The sequence below is a fragment of the Kribbella sp. NPDC004875 genome, assembly GCF_042873375.1.
Lineage (GTDB): Bacteria > Actinomycetota > Actinomycetes > Propionibacteriales > Kribbellaceae > Kribbella.
This window is the reverse complement of sequence record NZ_JBIALI010000007.1, coordinates 39,124-57,172: the sequence shown is the minus strand read 5'-3', so window position 1 is coordinate 57,172 and position 18,049 is coordinate 39,124. Positions and strand designations below refer to the sequence as shown.

Genomic DNA, 18,049 nt, shown 5'->3' with positions numbered 1-18,049 from the left:
AACCCCCAAGACGAGGGGATATGCCCTCGTGCGGCGGTGGGCGGCGGTGGGCGGTGTGGGCGCGCGGCGGGGTGTAGCGGTAGTGGGCGGGTCCGTGGTGCAGGCGGGTCCGTGGTGCATGCGGGTCCGTGGTGCGGGCGGGTCCGTGGCCGTGCGGGCTAGGGCCTGGCCGTGGGGGCGAGGGGCGTGATGTGTGGGCGGGGTGGGTGGGTTAGCTGGAGGTGGTGGTTAGGCGGGTGCGTTGTTCTTTGGTGAGGGTGGTGATGAGTGGGGCGTCGGGGGTGAGGGCGGTGCCGAGGGGAGCCGCTTCGCGGATGGACAGTTCTACTACGAGGGGGCCTACGGTGAGGCTGGCCTCGGCGGTTGCCACGGACTGGTCGGCGCCGCCGTCGTACTCGACCCGCGCGTCGGTCAGCGCGCCAGGAAGGTCGAACGAACGCTCGTGGGTGTCCTGGCTCCACAGCCCTTTCTGCAGCACCTTCGCCTTCGCGGCGGAGCCGGTCTTGAACAGCTGCACGGTGTAGCGCTTCTTCTTGTCGGGGCTCAACCGCGACGCCCGGTACCCCTCGAGGAAGCCCGCGTTCAGCAGCAGCGCGCGGTCCAGCGCCGGGTCGGCGGACCACGTGTTCAGGAAAGCGGTCGCGGTGAACGGGCCGGTGCCGTTGCGCGAGTCCGCGACGTACCCGCGGGGGAGCGCGGCGAGCGCGGCCAGCGAACCCTTCGCCGCCTTCTCGGCCGGACCGTTCAGCGCGGAGTGCTTCACGGGCGGGGCCTGCACGCCACCAGCCGATGCGCCGTCCTCGTTCCCGCAGGCGGTCACAGACAGCAGTACTGCGGTCACTACAACGGCAACGCCTGGCGCAGTCCGCTTCACGGGTCTCTCTCCGTCCGGCCACTCGCCCCCGAGCGCATCCGACACATCCGGGCCCGATGTCATCAGAAGTTGGTGAACTCCAGGCGAACAGTCTCGTCCTACTGAGAGGTGGACTGCGTGAGAAGCGTCTCGATCGCCCGCCGGGCGGCCTTCGGATGCATCGGTTCGCAGCCGGCCTCGACGCAGCGCCGGACCACCTGCGGATCGTCGCGGAGCAGCAGCAACCCGCGGCGGAGCAGCGTGAACGGGGGCTTCCGGCGCTCACGGAGGTCGCGCTGGAACCGCCTCGCGAACGTCACGATGCGGTGGTGCCGGACGCAGATCGCGGCGGCGAGCAGGCCGCGGTCGGCGAGCGCGCCGGTGATCTGGTCGGCGAAGATGCCTTCAGCAACGACGAGCGGGGCGCCGCCGGTACTGACCGGGCGGTGACCGACGGTGCCGTCGGCGGCGATGTCGTAGATCGGGAGGTCGGCGGATCCCGTCGTACACAGCTCCTCGAGGGCCGCGACCGCGCGGTCACCGTCCCAGGAGCGTGGGTCGTCCCAGTCGACGATGCCGAGCGGGGAGCGCGGCATCGCCTCGTCGTCCCCGTCGCGGTAGAAGTCGTCCAGCCGGACCACGGGCAGCCCGACCTGCTCCGCCAGGCGCGACTTCCCAGCTCCCGAAGGCCCTGCCAGCAACACCACCCGTGAACGCACGGGCCTCATTCTCTGCCACTTCCTGCAGTAACAGCCAATCCCGCCCCGCGATAACCAGGTATGCCGAAGATGAAGCTGGGCGCCGTGGTCTACGGGCTGGCCGCAATCGCAACGACCGTGGGCGTCGTGCTCATGCTTCTGCGGCATGGTCCGTGGGCCGACGTCCACGGCTGGGTCTTCGGCGGACTGGTGGCCGTTGTCGCCGCCTCGGCGGTGGTGCTGGCGATCGGGGCGGTCACGCGGCGCGGATTGATAGCCGGCGATGGTCCGTGGATCTGCCGGAACGGCTGGACCGTGCTCCTCGGGCTCACGGTCGTCAGTTTCGTGCTGGGGCTGCTGACCGATGCCGACATACCGTTTATCCAAACGAGTCCGGCGATCTTCATCCCGCACTGGATCCGGCGACTGCAGGAGAACTACTGGGACGGCCGCGTCGAAGCCGAGGTCCAAGCAGTCCGGGAACGCAACGGAGTCATAGCAGAGCCCGGCGAAGTGCCTCGCGCTGATTCTTGAACCAGATATTCGTGCGGTCGGTCAGGGTTGACTCGCCGGTGGTCCAGCGTTGGTGGAACCAGGGGTGGCCGGTCTCGGCGCCTCGGCGTACGTAGTCCATGCACCAGATGTGGTTGTCCGCGGCCGCGTCCACCAACCGCAGGCGGTCGGCCTCCGCCAGGCCGTAGGTGTCCGCGAAGCGTCGCAGACGAGCCGTCGCGTGACCACGCCGTACGTCGTGAATGTCAGCGTCCGGTCGCAGCGGGGCCCACAACCGCACCGCGGTCGCGACGTCCCACAGTTCCGACCCCGGACCGGCGAGATCGAAGTCGATCAGCGCGACCGCGACGCCGTCCCGGAACACCACGTTGTCGAGGTTCGGGTCGTTGTGGCTGATCAGCCCGGTGACGTAACCCGGCGGCACCGGCTCGGCCCACTCGAGTCCGGCCGGCCGGAAGTCCGCCACCGCGTCGTGATAGGCCCGCAGCAGCAAGGCCACGCTGTCCAGCGCCTCGACCGTCATCGACCAGGCCGGGTACGGCGCCGTGACGGTCTCGCCCGGCAGGTACGTCAGCACCTCGCGCCCCTGCTCGTCGATCCCCAGGTACGTCGGTGCGCCCTTGAACCCGGCACTCTCCAGGTGTTGCAGCAGCGCGTGCGTCGCCGTACTACTGGCACGCAGCGGTCGCCGGACGGTGTCCCCGACCCGCACGACCAGGCCGCGATTCGCCGTACCGCCGAGCAACTGGGTCTCCCCCTCAGCAGGCATCGCCGGTCAGTGTGACTCGTCCAGCAGTGCCTTCGCCAGGGGTGCGTGGGTAACGATCCCGTTGACCAGCCCGCTGCGGACGGCGGCGCGCACCGCCGCGACCTTGGCCAGACCGTACGGAATCGCGATCACCTCGTCGATCTTGTCCATCTGCTCCGCGTTGATCGCGATCACCCGGTCGGTGACGCGGCTCTGCACGGGCTGGCCGTCCGCATCGACGAAGACCCCGGAGATGTCCGCGACCACGCCTCGCTTGGCCAGCTGGTCACAGGACTTCTCGTCCATCGCGTCGTACAGCGTCGACTGGCCGGCCGCCCACGACCCGAGCCCGACGACGGCTTTCGACACCGAGTCGAAGTGGCTGATCGCCTCGGCCACCTCAGGCTGCTGCCGCAGCGCGCGAGCGGTCGCCGCATCCGGCACCACAAGGGGCGCATAGAACAGGTACGCCGGTCCGCCGGACAGGCGAGCGGTGTGACGCACGAGCTCCACCGAGTTCGCCTCGACATCCGGACGGGTCAGGGCACCGGTGAGCTGGACCACCGGCACCGGCGCGAGCGTGGTGAGTTGCTCGGTCATCGCCGTCACCGCGCGCGCCCAGGCGAGGCCGAGCACGTCCTCGGGGGTGACGATCTCCGAGAGCAGGTCGGCCGCGGCCTTGCCGAGCTGGGTCCGCAACGCGGGCTCGTCGACCTCCGGGGTGTCCACGACGATCGCGCGCCGCAGGCCGAGCGACTCCTGCAACCGCGCGGACAGGTCGATGTCGATCGCCCCGGGGTGGCTGATCTCGATCCGCACCATCCCGCTGCTGCGCGCCTGGTCCAGCAACCGCGCGACCTTGAACCGGCTGAGCCGGAACTCGTCCGCGATCTCCACCTTCGACCGCCCGTCGACGTAGTACCGCCGTGCGATCGACGCGGTGAGTACCAGCTGAGCCGGCCCGAAGGCGCCAGCGCTCGACTCCATCACTGCCTCCCCTGCTCATATGAGCACGTGTGTACCCAAGTGTTGCACAGACCCTTGACAGGTCAAGGGGCTTCCCGGTCTACTCATGCTGTGAGCAGAGGCGTGCTCAAATGAGCGGGCTCGAAGCGGACCGGCAAGGGAGTGGCTCGTGCTGAGTAGGCGCAAACGCATCGGAGCGGTCGGGGTCGCATTCCTGGTGAGTGCGGTCAGCGGCTGTGCGGGCTGGGGAGGCGGAGCCGGCGGTGGTGACAGCGCGGACAGCATCAACGTGCTGATGGTGAACAACCCGCAGATGGTCGACCTGCAGAAACTGACCGCCGACAACTTCACCAAGCAGACCGGCATCAAGGTGAACTTCACCGTGCTGCCGGAGAACGACGTCCGGGACAAGATCAGCCAGGAGTTCTCCAGCCAGGCCGGCCAGTACGACGTCGCCTCGGTGAGCAACTTCGAGATCCCGATCTACGCGAAGTCCAAGTGGATCGCGCCACTGTCGGACTACATCGCCAAGGACGCGTCGTTCGACCAGGACGACATCCTGAAGCCGATGACCCAGTCGATGACCGGGGAGGACGGGAAGATCTACGGCGAGCCGTTCTACGGTGAGTCGTCGTTCCTGATGTACCGCAAGGACATCCTGGCGGCCAAGGGCGTGACGATGCCCGCGAAGCCGACCTGGCAGCAGGTCGCGGACATCGCGGCCAAGGTCGACAACGCCAAGCCCGGGATGCGCGGCATCTGCCTGCGCGGCCAGCCGGGCTGGGGGCAGCTGTTCGCCCCGCTCACCACGGTCGTGAACACCTTCGGCGGCACCTGGTTCACCCAGGACTGGCAGGCGCAGGTGGACTCGCCGGCGTTCACCGAGGCGACCAAGTTCTACGTCGACCTGGTCCGCGCGCACGGCGAGGCCGGCGCCCCGCAGGCCGGGTTCACCGAGTGCCTGAACAACACCATCCAGAGCAACGTCGCGATGTGGTACGACGCCACGTCGGCGGCCGGATCGCTGGAGGCACCGAACTCGCCGGTCAAGGGCAAGATGGGCTACGCGCCGGCGCCGGTGGTGAAGACCGACAGCTCTGGCTGGTTGTACGCGTGGGCCTGGGGTATCCAGGAAGCCTCGAAGAAGAAGGACAACGCCTGGAAGTTCATCTCCTGGGCCTCCGGCAAGGACTACGAGCAGCTGGTCGGCGAGAAGGTTGGCTGGTCCAACGTTCCGGCCGGCAAGCGCGCGTCGACGTACGAGAACGCCGACTACGTCAAGGAGGCGGCGGCGTTCGCGGAGCCGACCAAGCAGGCGATCGAGAACGCGGACCCGAACAACCCCGGCACGCAGCCGCGGCCGGCGCCCGGGATCCAGTTCGTCGACATCCCGGAGTTCCCGGATCTCGGAACCCAGGTCAGCCAGGACGTGAGCTCGGCGATCGCCGGGCGGATGAGCGTCGACAAAGCCTTGAATCGCGGGCAGGAGCTCGCCGACGACGTCGCCGAGCGGTACCGCTCGCGCGCAGCGAAGTGAGGGGTGCAGTTCATGTCCGTCGACGCGAAACCTGACACAACGGCGCAGCCGAAGCGGCACGCGGCGCCACCCGGCTCCGAGGGCACGATCATGCGCAAGGCCGGCGACTGGGCCCGGCGCGGCCCGTTGCTGCCGGCCCTGGTGTTCATGATCATCGTGACCCAGTTGCCGTTCGTGGTCACGATCGTGGTGTCCTTCATGGACTGGAACGCCTACTACCCGGACGAGCGCGGGTTCGCCGGGGTGGACAACTTCCGCCGGGTGCTCACCGACGCGAACACCCGGCACGCGATCGTGGTGACGATCCTGCTCACCGCGGGTGTCGTGCTGCTGAGCCTGGTGCTCGGCCTGGCGATCGCCCTGCTGCTGGACCGCAAGTTCCGCGGTCGCGGCGCGGTCCGGACGATGATGATCACGCCGTTCCTGGTCGTCCCGGTGGCCGCCGCGCTGCTGTGGAAGCACGCGCTGTACAACCCGACGTACGGCTTGTTCAACGGGGTGCTGAAGTGGATCTTCGGTGACAACGCCCCACAGCCGGACTGGATCAGCAACCAGCCGTTGTGGTCGATCATCTTCGCGCTGGTCTGGCAGTGGACGCCGTTCATGATGCTGATCCTGCTCGCCGGTCTGCAGAGCCGTCCGCTGGACGTCATCGAGGCGGCCGGGATCGACGGCGCGAACCAGTGGGAGATCTTCCGCTACATGACGCTGCCGCACCTGCGCCAGTACCTGGAGCTGTCCGCGCTGCTCGGATCCATCTACGTCGTGCAGAACTTCGACGCGGTGTTCACGATCACGTCCGGCGGCCTCGGTACGGCGAACCTGCCGTACACGATCTACCAGACCTTCTACACCGCCCACGACTACGGCCGGGCGTCCGCGGCCGGCGTGATCGTGGTGATCGGCACGATCGCCATCGCCACCTTCGCGCTCCGGTCGGTGTCCACGCTGTTCCGAGAGGAGACCGGTCGATGAGTTCGCAGGTCACGATCGTGACCGGAAAGAAGAACCGCGGTGGTGGGTTCGTGCTGAGCGGGCTGGCGTGGATCGTCGGGATCCTGTTCGTGCTGCCGGTGCTGTGGATGTTGCTGACGTCGTTCCACTCCGAGGAGGACGCGGCGAAGAACCCGCCGGACCTGGGCGCGCCGCTGACGCTCGACGGCTACCGGTCGTTCTTCGACAGCGGACCCTGGCCGTCGATCGCGAACTCGCTGACCGCGAGCATCCTGTCCACGGTGCTGGTCCTCCTGCTCGCGTTCCCGGCCGCGTACGCGCTGTCGATCCGGCCGGTGAAGAAGTGGACCGACGTGCTGTTCTTCTTCCTGTCCACGAAGATGCTGCCGGTGGTGGCCGGCCTGCTGCCGATCTACCTGTTCGCGCAGTCGGTGCACTTCCTGGACAACATCTGGCTGCTGATCATCCTGTACACCTCGATGAACCTGCCGATCGCGGTCTGGATGCTGCGCAGCTTCCTGTCCGAGGTCCCGGTGGAGATTCTCGAGGCGGCCTCGGTGGACGGTGCGTCGCTGACCCGCACCCTGCGGTCCGTGGTCGCGCCTGTCGTGACACCGGGCATCGCGTCGGCAGCGCTGATCTGCTTCATCTTCAGCTGGAACGAGCTGCTCTTCGCCCGAGTGCTGACCGGCACAGTGGCGCAGACCGCGCCGGTGTTCTTGACTGGCTTCGTGACCAGTCAAGGATTGTTCCTCGCCAAAGTCTGTGCCGCGTCCATCGTGGTGTCGTTGCCGGTGCTGATCGCCGGGTTCGCCGCCCAGGACAAGCTCGTCCAGGGTCTGTCGCTGGGGGCGGTCAAGTGAGGCTGACGACAGCGGCTCTCGATGCCCTCGGCAATGACGTCGGCGTCCCGACGTACGACCGGACGGCGGTGACGCCCGGCATCGTGCACTTCGGCGTCGGCGGCTTCCACCGGGCCCACCAGGCGATGTACCTGGACCGGCTGATGAACGACGGCAAGGCGCTCGACTGGGGCATCGTCGGCGTCGGCGTCCTGCCCCAGGACCGGCGCATGTACGACGCCCTCGCGGCGCAGGACCACCTCTACACACTGGTCGTCAAGCACCCGGACGGAACCCTCGAGCCCCGCGTGATCGGGTCGATCGTCGGGTACCTGTTCGCGCCGGACGACCGCGAGGCGGTGCTGGCCCGGATGGTCGACCCGGCGACCCGGATCGTGTCGCTGACGATCACCGAGGGCGGGTACCACGTCAATCAGGTGACCGGCGAGCTCGACACCTCGGACCCGGCGCTCGCCGCGGACCTGGAGCCGGGCGCGACCCCGGGGAGCGCGTTCGGGTTCATCGTCGAGGCGCTGCGCCGGCGCCGCGAGGCCGGCGTACCGCCGTTCACGGTGATGTCGTGCGACAACATCCCGGGTAACGGGCACGTCGCGCGCAAGATGCTGTCCTCGTTCGCGCGGCTCAAGGACCCGGCAATGGCGGAGTTCCTGGAGACCGAGGTGCGGTTCCCGAACTGCATGGTGGACCGGATCACGCCGGTGACCACGGACGCCGACCGGGAGGCGCTGGCTGAACGGTTCGGGATCGAGGACGCCTGGCCGGTGGTCTGCGAGCCGTTCACGCAGTGGGTGCTCGAGGACGACTTCGGTGGCGTGCGTCCGCCGTACGAGGATGTCGGCGTCCAGATCGTCGAGGACGTCGAGCCGTACGAGCTGATGAAGTTGCGGCTGCTGAACGCGTCGCACCAGGCGTTGTGCTACCTCGGCTACCTGTCCGGCTACCGGTACGCGCACGAGGTGTGCCAGGACAAGCTGTTCGTCGACTTCCTGCTCGGCTACATGGACAACGAAGGTACGCCGACGTTGCCGCCGGTGCCCGGCGTGGACCTGGATCGCTACAAGCACCAGCTGATCGAGCGGTTCGCGAATCCCGAAGTCCGGGACACGCTCGCGCGGCTGTGCGCGGAGAGTTCGGACCGGATCCCGAAGTGGCTGCTGCCGGTGGTGCGGGAGCAGTTGGCGGCCGGGCGGGAGATCACCCGGTCGGTGCTCGTGGTCGCGTCCTGGGCGCGGTACGCCGAGGGCACCGATGAGCAGGGCGAGCCGATCGAGGTCGTGGACCGGTTGCGCGACAAGCTGGTCGAGCGGGCGCAGCACAACCGCGAGGACCCGCTGGTGTTCATCTCGGACCCGGACCTGTTCGGCGACCTGGCGTCCGACGAGCAGTTCGTCACGCAGTACAAGGCCGCGTTGAAGTCGCTGCACGAGATCGGCGCCCGCGCCACCCTCGAAGCCCTCTAGTCTGGGAGCCATGACTGAGCTGAGGCTGGTTGCCGGGGTGGACTGCTCCACCCAGGCGACCAAGGTTCTGGTGTGCGACGCCGAGACCGGGGAGGTCGTTCGCGAAGGGCGGGCGCCGCATCCGGACGCCACGCAGGTCGATCCGGCCGAGTGGTGGAAGGCGTGGGAGAGCGCGTCCGACGGGCTGCTCGACGGCGTCCAGGCGATCGCGGTCGGTGGGCAGCAGCACGGCATGGTGCTGCTCGACGACTCTGGTGAGGTCGTCCACCCGGCGGTGCTGTGGAACGACACGAGTTCGGCCGACGCGACCACCGAGCTGATCGCCGAGCTGGGCGGCCCCGAGGCGTGGGCGGAGGCCGTCGGCTCGGTGCCGGTGCCGAGCTTCACCGTGACGAAGCTGCGCTGGCTGCGCGACGCGGCCGCGGACGATCCGGCGGGCGACGCGCTGGGGGAGGCCCGTCGTGAGGCGGCGAGGCGAGCCGCAGCCGTCGTACTGCCGCACGACTGGATGACGCACCGGCTGGCCGCGGACCGGAAGGGCATCGAAGGCATCACTACCGACCGGGGCGACGCGTCCGGGACCGGGTGGTGGGCGCCGTCGACGGAGAGCTATCGCACCGACCTGGTCGAGCTCGCCTTCGGGCGTTCGCTCGCGCTGCCGCGGGTGGCCGCGCCGGCGGAGATCGTCGGGCAGACGGCCTTCGGCGCCGCGATCGCGGCCGGTACCGGCGACAACGCGGCCGCCGCCCTCGGCCTCGACCTGCAGCCCGGCGACGTCGCGGTCTCGCTCGGCACGAGCGGTACGGCGTTCGCTCGGTCGTCGCACCCGACGAAGGACGCATCCGGCCTGGTCGCCGCCTTCGCGGACGCCACGGGCGAGTACCTGCCGCTGGTCTGCACGCTGAACGCGGCCCGGGTGATGTCGGCCACCGCTCAGATGCTCGGTCTGGAACTGTCCGCCTTCGACGAGGCTGCGATCAGCTCGCCGGGGAGCAACGGTCTGGTCCTGCTGCCGTTCCTGGACGGCGAGCGGACGCCGGACCTCCCGCACTCGACCGGCCTGATCTACGGCCTGACTCGCGCCACCATGCAGCCCGCGACGATGGCCCGCGCCGCCGTCGAAGGCCTGCTCTGCGGCCTGGCGGACGCCGTCGACGCGCTCCGCGACCAGGGCCTGCCGGTCCGCCGCGTCCTGCTCCTCGGCGGCGGCGCCCGATCGCGCTCCGTTCAGGCCCTCGCCCCGGCCCTCCTCGGCGCCGACGTCGTGCTTCCCGAGCCGGCGGAGTACGTCGCCCTCGGAGCGGCCCGCCAAGCGGCCTGGGCACTGTCCGGGGCCGACACGCCGCCGACCTGGCGCGTTCCCGTCGGCAAACCCGAGCCGGCGGTCTCCGTCAACGCCGAGAAGATCCGCGCCGACTACGCGCAGGTCCTCACCAACACCCGCCCACTGCTCGCCCAGCCGTACAACCAGTAGGAGCCCGGCACGGCGCGCGGGGCGGGGCCGGGGGTCTCGTCCTACCCTGGGTGAATGGTGTACTTCGGCGGGTTGCTCGGTGTGATCGGGCTGCTGACTTTGGTGTTCCGGCACGACGACGTGCTCGGCATGCCCGGCGCGGCGGTCGGGATCGCGCTGCTCGTCATCGGGATCGGGGTCGGGGCGCTCGGTGTGGTCCGGCGGCGCGTGGTGCGGCGGCGGAAGATCGAGCGTGGCGAGCCGGTGCCGGTCGGGAACGTGATCGAGCGTGCGCGGGCGCTGCCGCGGCTGCTGCGCGACGTACGCCGGGGCGCGTACACCGACCTGCCGAAGAACCGGACGTTCCTCTGGGTGCTCGCCATCGTGTACCTGGTCTCGCCGATCGACATCCTCCCGGACCTGCTGCCGATCATTGGCGTCACCGACGATGCGGGCGTCGCGGTCTGGCTTCTCACCAGCGTCTCGACCGCGGCCGGCCTCTACCTCCGGAAGGAACGCGAGCAGCTCCCGCACGAGCCACCCCGCGGCCGTCGCGCCACGCCGTAGCTGGGGGGAGCGGGGAGGATCTCAGTCCCGAATCGGGCAGGAATCCTCCCCGAGCCAGTGGGCCAGGTCCGCGGCGGCCTCGTCGGGGTGCTCGTAGGCGAAGCGCTGGAGGGGATCCGTTGGCGGCTCTTGCGAGGTGAGGCGGTCGGCGGCGGCGACGAGTTGCCGCGCTGCCGCGAGGACTCGCGCTGCCTGGGCAGTGGCCTCGGCGGGATCGTGCAGAGTGGCGGCCGCGGTTGCCAGGTCCGCGACCTCGCAGGCCTGATACGCCATCGCGAGCTGCGCGCGGTTCATCCGAAGGCCCGCAGGAAGAAGATCGCGGTCATCGCCACCGCAGTGCTCAGCACCAGGACGCGCAGGACCAGCGGAGCCAGACGGCGTACCAGATGGGCGCCGAAGTAGCCGCCGACGACCGCGCCGGCGAGGAGCGCGACCAGGTGGACCGGCTGGGACAGGACATCGGCCGCGAACACGAAAATCACCGCGGCGGTCAGGTAGACGGCCGCGACCTGGATGACCCGCAGCGGGTTGCCCCGGGCCGGGTCGAGGGACGTCGTCGCGGTCCAGAACGCGAGCATCATCAGCCCGACCGCGCCGCCGAAGTACCCGCCGTAGATCGCCAGCACGAACTGTCCGGCCAGGATCGCCGCCGGGCCGGGCTTGCCGAGCCGCAACGCGGCCGTCAGCCGCTTGCCGAACGCGAGGACGACGGTCGCGAACGCGAGCAGCCACGGCACCGCCGCGTCGAACGAGGCGGACGGCAACAACAGCAGCAGCCCCGCGCCGATCGCGCCGCCGAGCACACTCGCGAGCGTCAGCCGGGCCGGCGACGGGTGCGTGAAGCCCTCGATCTCCCGTCGGTAGACCCACGCGCTGGTCGCGTTCCCCGGAAGCAGCGCGACGGTGGTGGTCGCGTTCGCGGTGACCGGCGGCATCCCGGCCGCGACCAGGGCGGTGAGCGCCACGAAGCTCCCACCGCCGCCGACGGCGTTCAGGGCACCGGCCGCGACACCGGCCAGGAGGATCAGCAGCACCCTTCGAGGATCAGGGGTCTTCGGCATCGCCACAATGCGTGATCCCCGTAGTCAGCCTCAGCCTGAGACGTAGGCTGAGGTCATGCGGTACGACCTCGACGACCTCCGGCTGTTCACGCATGTCGCGGCAGAGGGCTCGATCACGGCCGGCGCGCGGGTGATGCATCTCAGCCTGCCTTCGGCCAGTGCGCGGGTCAGAGCGCTCGAAGCGCAGGCCGGCGTGCCGCTGCTGGTGCGCGAGCGGCGCGGCGTCCGGCTGACCCCGGCCGGCGCCACCTTGGCCCGGCACGCTCGCGAAGTGCTCGCCGAAACCATCCGTTTGGACAGCGCGGTCGCCTCGTACGCCGTCGCGCGCGAAGCACCGATCCGCCTGGTTGCCGGCGGGTCCGCGATGCACCAGCTCGTCCCGTTCGCGCTCGCCACGTTCCTCCGCGATCACCCGGAGTACGACGTGAACGTGAGCGAGCGCCGTACCGTCCGGATGGTCCGCCTGCTCGCGGCGGGGGAGGCGGATCTCGGCGTGATCCTCGACGACGAGCCCACGCAGCTACGGACCGAGCCGCTCGCCGACGATTCCCTGGTCGTGATCGGCCAGGCCGGCGGCACCCTGTCCGGCCGCGCCTCGATCGCGTACGCCGAAGTCGCCGAGCACCCGCTCGTCGGTCTCGACCGCCACTCACCACTCAGCCAGTGGATGGACGATCGCCTCGGCCCGCACGCCCCCGCGCCGCGCTACCGCACGCTGGTCCCGACACTGCACGCGCTGATCATCCTCGCAACCGCGGGCGCCGGGTTGGCCGTCGTTCCGCGCCGGGCCGTGCACGCGAACGCCGACGTGGACATCTGCCCGCTGCAAGACGCGTGGTCCACCCGCAACCACCTGATCTGCTACGCCGCCGACGCGCCCGATTCCGTGCAGTTGCTGGCCGAACACCTGCACGCGGCCGCGCGAATCTAGGGCAGCTGGTTTCGGATGCCGGCGATCAGGTAGCCGAGGCCGAGGTCGAAGATCTCAGCGGCCTTGCGGTGGCGGGCGTCGTGCACCCATTCCGCGAGCACGGGATACTTCCCGGTGCCGAACATCCGGGTCAGGTAGGGACCGGTGGCGTGCTGGAACTGCCGCCGGTCGAGGCCGGACGCGCGTTCCGCGCGGCGCTCGCCCAGAAGGTTCTGAGGTTCTTCACGAGGGTCGACTAGGTTTGTCGGTGTGGACATTCCGCTGCAGGCGTTCGAGGCCCTCTTGCACAGTCCGAACGTCCCCACGGTGTGCCGGGCGCTGAACATGTACCAGGTCGCGGCGGCGTACACGCGGCTGAGTGGTGGGAATCCACTCGAGCCGCTGGCCGCCGACGTACGGCAGGTGGCGCGCGGGATCCTGGCGCGGCCGCCGGTCGAGGCAGGTGCGGAGATCCGCGCCGGCTTCGATCACCTGAGCGCGCTGAACGTGATGACGACGCTGGCCGAGCCGGAGGACGCCGAGCTGATCGGCACGGTGCTGGAGAACACGCAGGACGAGGAGATCCGCGCGGTGGCGAAGCTCGCGGCCGCCGCTGCTCACACCCCGCCGGGATAGCGTGCTGTCCATGCGCGCTTTGACAGTCGAAGAAGCCCGGCAACGGGCAGCGGACCTGGACCTGCGGTCGTACGAGATCGCGTTCGACCTCACCGATCCGGGTGACACCTTCGTGGCGACCAGCCGGATCAGGTTCGAGGCCACGAGTACGACGAGTTGGGTCGACGTGAAGCCCGAGCGGCTGATCAGCGTCGAGCTCAACGGGCAGTCGCTCGATCCCGGCGCGCTCGACGGCGGACGGTTCCCGCTGACCGGACTGCAACCGGAGAACGAACTCGTGGTCACCGCGGAGATGAAGTACTCCACGGACGGTGAGGGCCTGGTGCGGTCGGTCGACGCCGCCGACGGGCGCGTCTACACCTACGGCATGTCGTCGCTGGAGTCCGCGCCACGCTACTTCCCGTGCTTCGACCAGCCCGACCTCAAAGCGCCGTACACGGTCAGCGTGCGGTGCCCCGAGGACTGGGTTGTCCTGGGCAACGGTGCGGCCCGGCGAACGGCGCCGGGGGAGTGGGCGCTGGCGGGGACCAAGCCGCTCTCGACGTACTTCGTCACGCTCGTCGCCGGCCCGTTCCACCAGATCCGCAGCGAGTACGACGGGATTCCGCTCGGACTCGCCTGCCGGCAGTCGCTGGCCGAGCACCTGGAGCGGGACGCCGAGGACCTGTTCGGGACCACCCGCGAGGCGTTCGCGGAGTACCACCGGATGTTCCGCGAGCGGTACCCGTTCGGTGAGTACTGGCAGGTGTTCGTCCCGGACTTCAACCTCGGCGCGATGGAGAACCCGGGCTGCGTGACGTTCGCCGACAGCCTGGTGTTCCGCGGGCAGGCGACCGAGGCGGAGCGCAGTACCCGCGCCCGGGTCGTCGTGCACGAGATGGCGCACATGTGGTTCGGCGACCTGGTCACGATGAAGTGGTGGAACGACATGTGGCTGAACGAGTCGTTCGCCGAGTACATGGCCCACCGAGTCTCCGAGGACGCCACCAGCTACACCGGCAACTGGACCGACTTCGCCTTCGTCCGCAAGTGGTGGGGGCTCGTCACGGACCAGAGCAGCTCGACACACCCGGTCGCCCCGGACACCTTGAAGGACGCACGCCAGTCACTGGACGACTTCGACGGAATCTCGTACGCGAAGGGCGCGGCGGTCCTCAAGCAACTCGCGAAGTACCTGGGCGACGAGGTGTTCCTCAGCGGCGTGAACGCGCATCTGAACGCCCACGAGTACGGCAACGCCGACCTCCACGAGTTCATCGAGAAACTCACCGAGGCCGGAGCACACGACCTCGACACCTGGTCCGAGCAGTGGCTGCGTACGTCGGGACTGGACACGATCACGGCGGTGCGGACAGCTGCGGGTGTGACACTGCACCGCACGAGCCCGGACAGCTCCCGGCGGATGCACAAGTTGAGCGTCGGCGGGTACGACCTCGACGGATCGGCCGCCGCGGTCGACGTGGTGCTGACCGGCGACTCGGTGGAAGTTGCGCTGGGCAATGATGTGGTGGTCCCGGACGCGGGTGACGACACCTGGGCGAAGATCCGCCTCGACGCACTGAGCCTGAGCCATCTCGCCGGCGTGCTGCCGACGATCGCGGACGGCACCACGCGCGCGGTGGTCTGGAACTCGGTACGGGACGCAGTGGCCGATGCCGAACTGGATCCGCGCCGCGCGCTCGAACTCTTCACCGCGGCACTGCCCCACGAAAGCAGCGACGTCGCCGTCGGCTCCCTCGTCCAATGGCTCGAGAACCGGGTCCTCGGTCGCTACCTCGACTATGACGAGTACCGCGCCCCCACGGCCGGCGCTTTGGGCGACAAGCTGGCGACCACCGCGCCGGGGAGCAGCCTGCAGCTGGTGACGGCTCGCGGCCTGATCGCGACCAGCGACGACGCCGACCTGCTGAAGTCCTGGCTCGACAGCGGTGCACCGGAAGGTCTGGAGGTCGACGCCGATCTCCGCTGGGCGCTCGTCCTGCGGCTGGTCCGCCTCGGCGCGTACGGTGCGGCGGAGATCGACGCCGAGCTGGCGCGCGACCGCTCCACCGAAGGCGTCAACCACGCCGCCCGATGCCGCGCCGCCCTGCCCGACGGCAAGGAGGCCGCCTGGACCCGGATCATGACCGACCCGTCGATCGGCGTGAAGGAACTGCTCGCGGCCGCGGAAGGGTTCTGGCACCCGGGACAGGCCGCGCTCACGGCGCCGTACGTCCGGCGCTTCTTCACCGACATCCCGCGCACCGGCGAGATCCGCTCCGGCATGGTGCTCGGCCTCACCGCGCACCGGATGACGCCGCGGTTCGCGATCGACCCCGAGCTGATCCCGCTCGCCGAGGCCCTGATCGCGGACCAGAGCGTCGTGTCGGGCATCCGGCGACAGACCGCCGACTATCTCGACGAGCTGCGGCGGGCGCTGGAGGTACGCCGTACTTTCAGCGGACGGTGAGGCGTTCGGCGACGGCTTTGCGGGCCTGGTGGATGCGGGCCTTGACGGTGCCGAGGGGGACGTCCAGTTCGTCGGCGATCTCGGCGTACGACAGGGCGCCGAGGTCGCGGAGGACGAGGGGCTGGACGAGCTGCGGGTGGCTGGACTCCAGCGCCTCGAGGGCTTCCAGCAGGTCCAGGCGGGAGCCGGCGATCACCGAGGTGGTGCGCGGGTCGACGGACTCGGGCAGCACCTCGGCGGACTGCTCGACCGAGCGGCGCTTCAGCGAGCGGTAGGTCTGGCGGGCCTGGTTGGTGGCGACGATCGTGACCCAGCCGGCGAAGCTCCCGGTGCCCTTGAAGGTGTGCACCTTGTTGGCCACCTGCAGCAGGGTGTCCTGGACGGCTTCCTCGGCGTCCTCCCGGTACGGGAGGAACTTGGCCACGCGGCGCTGAACCTGCGGCCGGATCGCCTGCAGGATCTGTGGGATCACCGCCTGGTCCCCCGCCGCCGCCCGAGCCGCCAGTTCTTCCAGCTCGTCGTTCATCGTCCCCCAGTCCCGGTTGAGCTCTCCGTGGTCGACAATAGCCGGGATGGATGTCATCGGGCGGTACCGGTTGCGGGACAAGATCGGCGCGGGCGCGTTCGCGACCGTCTGGCGGGGGTACGACGACGACCTGGACGTCGACGTGGCCGTCAAGGTTCTCGCGGACAACTGGGCGTCGCGTGCTGACGTGCGCGAACGCTTCCTGTCCGAGGCCCGGTTGATGCGCCGGATCTCCAGCGACCGGGTGGTGCGCGTCTTCGACCTGGGCAAGCTCGACGACGGACGCCCGTACTTCGTGATGGACTACGTCGGCGGTGGCACGCTGGGCGACGTACTGCGGCAGGGGCGGCTGGACGCGGTGGACGCGCTCTGGTGGGGCGCGGACCTGGCGCGGGCGGTGGCCGCACTGCACGGTGAAGGCGTCGTGCACCGCGACGTCACCCCCGCGAACCTGCTGCTCCGGCCAGGCGACGAGTCGGGCGGTGGCACCCACCGGATCGTGCTGGCCGATCTGGGCCTGGCGAAGCGGGCCGCGGAGGCGTCCGGACTCACGCAAGCCGTCGGTACGCCGTCGTACATGGCGCCCGAACAGGGGCGCGGCGACGGTGGTTTCGACGAGCGGGCGGACATCTACGCGGTGGGTGCGGTGACGTATGCGCTGCTCACCGGACATCCGCCGTACTCGGCGGCGTCGATCGGCGAGGTGCTCAACCGGGACCCGGACCTGCCGCCCCCGAGCCTGCGACCGGTGCTGCACGACTCGGTCGGGCAGCTCGACGACGTCTTCGCGCGGGCGCTGGCCTACCGGGTCACCGACCGCTGGGAGCGGGCGGACACGCTCGCCGACCGGCTGGAGGCGGAGGCGTACCGGCTGGAGCAGGAGGCACCGCTGCGCGCGGCCGAGCGGACCGCGATCACCGACGACGACCTGGACACGACGGTCGCCACCGACCCGCCGGTACGCCGCCGGCGCCGGATGCGGGCGTGGTTCCTGCTGGCGCTGCCGATCGTGTTCGTCGGGGCAGCCGTCGGCGGCTGGTTCCTCTTCGGAGGCTGATTGCTTAGAGTAGCCATATGGCTACTTACTGCAGTTTTGTGGTGGCTCTCGCCCTCCTCGCCCCGACTCCCACGGCGCAACCTGTTGCCAGCTATGCCTGCCGCGCCGACACCAAGTTCGGCCGGCACATCCTCTCGCTGCGGCAGGGCGTGGATGCGAAGGCACCAGCGACCGTCCGCCCGAACACCCGCTTCACGATCGCCGTCGACCTCAAGCCTGGTGCGCTACCCAGCGAGGTCAAGGGCTTCAAACTCCAGGAAGTCCGCGACCTGGCCCTGCGAATCCCGGTCCCGGCGAACTCGTCGTACGTCAGCGCGCAGCTCACCGGCGGCTCGGGGCTGAACTCGACCCCGACCGTCCAGCTCGACGGCAACGTCGTCGTCATCAAGGTGGCCGGCCCGATCCCCGGCGGCGCGAGCTACCAGCTCCCCACCCTCGGCGTCCGCCTCAAGTCCGGCCGTCACGGCACGGTCGTCGAAACCAAACTCAAGGGCACGTCGTACGACGACCCCGGCCTCACGCTGCAAGCCAAGATCAAGTGGAAGTTCCTCACCACCACAGCCCCCGTAGCCTGCTACCCGGACCCGAACCCCGCCCTCACCACAACCACAATCCGCTAACCCCACCCGCCCCGCCCGGCCCGCCACGCGAGCGCAGTCGGTCGAGGCCGGGGACATTGCACAGGAACTGGTGTCCTCAGACCTGAAATAACCTGTCCAAGGACCCGCTCGGGGGTTCATGCCCCCCAGACCTGGCCGTGTTCTCCGCACCGGGGGCTTGGACATGTACTGGGGTCTG

Annotated in this window: 20 protein-coding genes; 12 read left to right on the top strand and 8 right to left on the bottom strand. The window is 69.7% G+C overall.

The window, feature by feature from the left end; translation table 11 throughout:
• Positions 1-211: 211 nt before the first annotated feature.
• A complete protein-coding gene (locus ACFYRH_RS34635) occupies positions 212-874 on the bottom strand; it encodes a hypothetical protein (protein ID WP_387784064.1) in 663 nt (220 codons plus the stop codon).
• Positions 875-972: 98 nt separating this feature from the next.
• The gene (locus ACFYRH_RS34630; RefSeq protein ID WP_387784063.1) at positions 973-1,581 is read right to left on the bottom strand and encodes a uridine kinase; all 609 of its coding nucleotides are present in this window, start codon (positions 1,579-1,581) and stop codon (positions 973-975) included.
• Positions 1,582-1,632: 51 nt separating this feature from the next.
• On the opposite strand from ACFYRH_RS34630, the gene ACFYRH_RS34625 reads away from it, so the two are divergent.
• Positions 1,633-2,085 (top strand): hypothetical protein, encoded by a 453-nt coding sequence (locus ACFYRH_RS34625; protein WP_387784061.1) that lies wholly within the window; start codon positions 1,633-1,635, stop codon positions 2,083-2,085.
• Here the strand turns inward: ACFYRH_RS34625 and ACFYRH_RS34620 are convergent.
• Both ACFYRH_RS34620 and ACFYRH_RS34615 read right to left on the bottom strand, forming a co-directional pair.
• Entirely contained in the window at positions 2,045-2,833 is a 789-nt protein-coding gene (locus tag ACFYRH_RS34620; RefSeq protein ID WP_387784060.1) for a phosphotransferase, read from the bottom strand. The genes ACFYRH_RS34625 and ACFYRH_RS34620 overlap by 41 nt on opposite strands.
• Before the next feature lie 6 nt (positions 2,834-2,839).
• Positions 2,840-3,799 (bottom strand): sugar-binding transcriptional regulator, encoded by a 960-nt coding sequence (locus ACFYRH_RS34615; protein WP_387784058.1) that lies wholly within the window; start codon positions 3,797-3,799, stop codon positions 2,840-2,842.
• A 148-nt stretch (positions 3,800-3,947) separates the two neighbouring features.
• On the opposite strand from ACFYRH_RS34615, the gene ACFYRH_RS34610 reads away from it, so the two are divergent.
• From ACFYRH_RS34610 to ACFYRH_RS34585, 6 genes are read left to right on the top strand one after another with little or no spacing between them, the layout of a single operon-like run.
• Positions 3,948-5,315: an ABC transporter substrate-binding protein gene (locus tag ACFYRH_RS34610; protein WP_387784056.1), complete on the top strand. Its 1,368-nt coding sequence runs from the start codon at positions 3,948-3,950 to the stop codon at positions 5,313-5,315.
• Between the two features lie 12 nt (positions 5,316-5,327).
• On the top strand, positions 5,328-6,290 hold the full coding sequence (locus tag ACFYRH_RS34605) for a carbohydrate ABC transporter permease (protein WP_387784055.1): 963 nt from the start codon (positions 5,328-5,330) through the stop codon (positions 6,288-6,290).
• Positions 6,287-7,132 carry a carbohydrate ABC transporter permease gene (locus ACFYRH_RS34600; protein ID WP_387784054.1) on the top strand — a complete coding sequence of 282 codons (846 nt, stop codon included), beginning with the start codon at positions 6,287-6,289 and terminating at the stop codon, positions 7,130-7,132. Before ACFYRH_RS34605 ends, ACFYRH_RS34600 begins: the two co-directional genes overlap by 4 nt.
• Entirely contained in the window at positions 7,129-8,592 is a 1,464-nt protein-coding gene (locus ACFYRH_RS34595; protein ID WP_387784052.1) for a mannitol dehydrogenase family protein, read from the top strand. The genes ACFYRH_RS34600 and ACFYRH_RS34595 overlap by 4 nt, the downstream gene beginning before the upstream one ends.
• 10 nt (positions 8,593-8,602) lie before the next feature.
• The gene (gene xylB, locus ACFYRH_RS34590) at positions 8,603-10,066 is read left to right on the top strand and encodes a xylulokinase (RefSeq protein ID WP_387784050.1); all 1,464 of its coding nucleotides are present in this window, start codon (positions 8,603-8,605) and stop codon (positions 10,064-10,066) included.
• A gap of 54 nt (positions 10,067-10,120) precedes the next feature.
• The gene (locus ACFYRH_RS34585) at positions 10,121-10,612 is read left to right on the top strand and encodes a YkvA family protein (RefSeq protein ID WP_387784049.1); all 492 of its coding nucleotides are present in this window, start codon (positions 10,121-10,123) and stop codon (positions 10,610-10,612) included.
• Positions 10,613-10,633: 21 nt separating this feature from the next.
• Here the strand turns inward: ACFYRH_RS34585 and ACFYRH_RS34580 are convergent, their stop codons facing one another.
• Both ACFYRH_RS34580 and ACFYRH_RS34575 read right to left on the bottom strand, forming a co-directional pair.
• Positions 10,634-10,906: a hypothetical protein gene (locus ACFYRH_RS34580; RefSeq protein ID WP_387784048.1), complete on the bottom strand. Its 273-nt coding sequence runs from the start codon at positions 10,904-10,906 to the stop codon at positions 10,634-10,636.
• Positions 10,903-11,646 carry a sulfite exporter TauE/SafE family protein gene (locus tag ACFYRH_RS34575; protein WP_387784047.1) on the bottom strand — a complete coding sequence of 248 codons (744 nt, stop codon included), beginning with the start codon at positions 11,644-11,646 and terminating at the stop codon, positions 10,903-10,905. Before ACFYRH_RS34575 ends, ACFYRH_RS34580 begins: the two co-directional genes overlap by 4 nt.
• A gap of 82 nt (positions 11,647-11,728) precedes the next feature.
• Between ACFYRH_RS34575 and ACFYRH_RS34570 the strand changes: the two genes are divergently transcribed.
• Positions 11,729-12,604, top strand: a complete 876-nt coding sequence (locus ACFYRH_RS34570) for a LysR family transcriptional regulator (RefSeq protein WP_387784046.1) — start codon at positions 11,729-11,731, stop codon at positions 12,602-12,604.
• Here ACFYRH_RS34570 and ACFYRH_RS34565 read toward each other — a convergent pair.
• Positions 12,601-12,861, bottom strand: coding sequence for a TetR/AcrR family transcriptional regulator C-terminal domain-containing protein (locus ACFYRH_RS34565; protein ID WP_387784045.1), 261 nt, complete (start codon positions 12,859-12,861; stop codon positions 12,601-12,603). The genes ACFYRH_RS34570 and ACFYRH_RS34565 overlap by 4 nt on opposite strands.
• Between ACFYRH_RS34565 and ACFYRH_RS34560 the strand changes: the two genes are divergently transcribed.
• Complete coding sequence (locus ACFYRH_RS34560) at positions 12,854-13,219, top strand: hypothetical protein (protein ID WP_387784044.1); 366 nt, start codon at positions 12,854-12,856, stop codon at positions 13,217-13,219. The two genes, ACFYRH_RS34565 and ACFYRH_RS34560, sit on opposite strands and share 8 nt — an antisense overlap.
• Before the next feature lie 10 nt (positions 13,220-13,229).
• Positions 13,230-15,668 carry an aminopeptidase N gene (gene pepN / locus ACFYRH_RS34555; RefSeq protein WP_387784042.1) on the top strand — a complete coding sequence of 813 codons (2,439 nt, stop codon included), beginning with the start codon at positions 13,230-13,232 and terminating at the stop codon, positions 15,666-15,668.
• On the opposite strand, the gene ACFYRH_RS34550 is transcribed toward pepN, so the two are convergent.
• Positions 15,655-16,251, bottom strand: a complete 597-nt coding sequence (locus ACFYRH_RS34550; protein WP_387784041.1) for an RNA polymerase sigma factor — start codon at positions 16,249-16,251, stop codon at positions 15,655-15,657. The two genes, pepN and ACFYRH_RS34550, sit on opposite strands and share 14 nt — an antisense overlap.
• Between ACFYRH_RS34550 and ACFYRH_RS34545 the strand changes: the two genes are divergently transcribed.
• Together ACFYRH_RS34545 and ACFYRH_RS34540 are read left to right on the top strand one after the other, a co-directional pair.
• Complete coding sequence (locus ACFYRH_RS34545; RefSeq protein ID WP_387784039.1) at positions 16,241-17,251, top strand: serine/threonine-protein kinase; 1,011 nt, start codon at positions 16,241-16,243, stop codon at positions 17,249-17,251. The two genes, ACFYRH_RS34550 and ACFYRH_RS34545, sit on opposite strands and share 11 nt — an antisense overlap.
• Before the next feature lie 17 nt (positions 17,252-17,268).
• Positions 17,269-17,871, top strand: coding sequence for a hypothetical protein (locus ACFYRH_RS34540; RefSeq protein ID WP_387784038.1), 603 nt, complete (start codon positions 17,269-17,271; stop codon positions 17,869-17,871).
• The last annotated feature ends 178 nt before the right edge of the window (positions 17,872-18,049 follow it).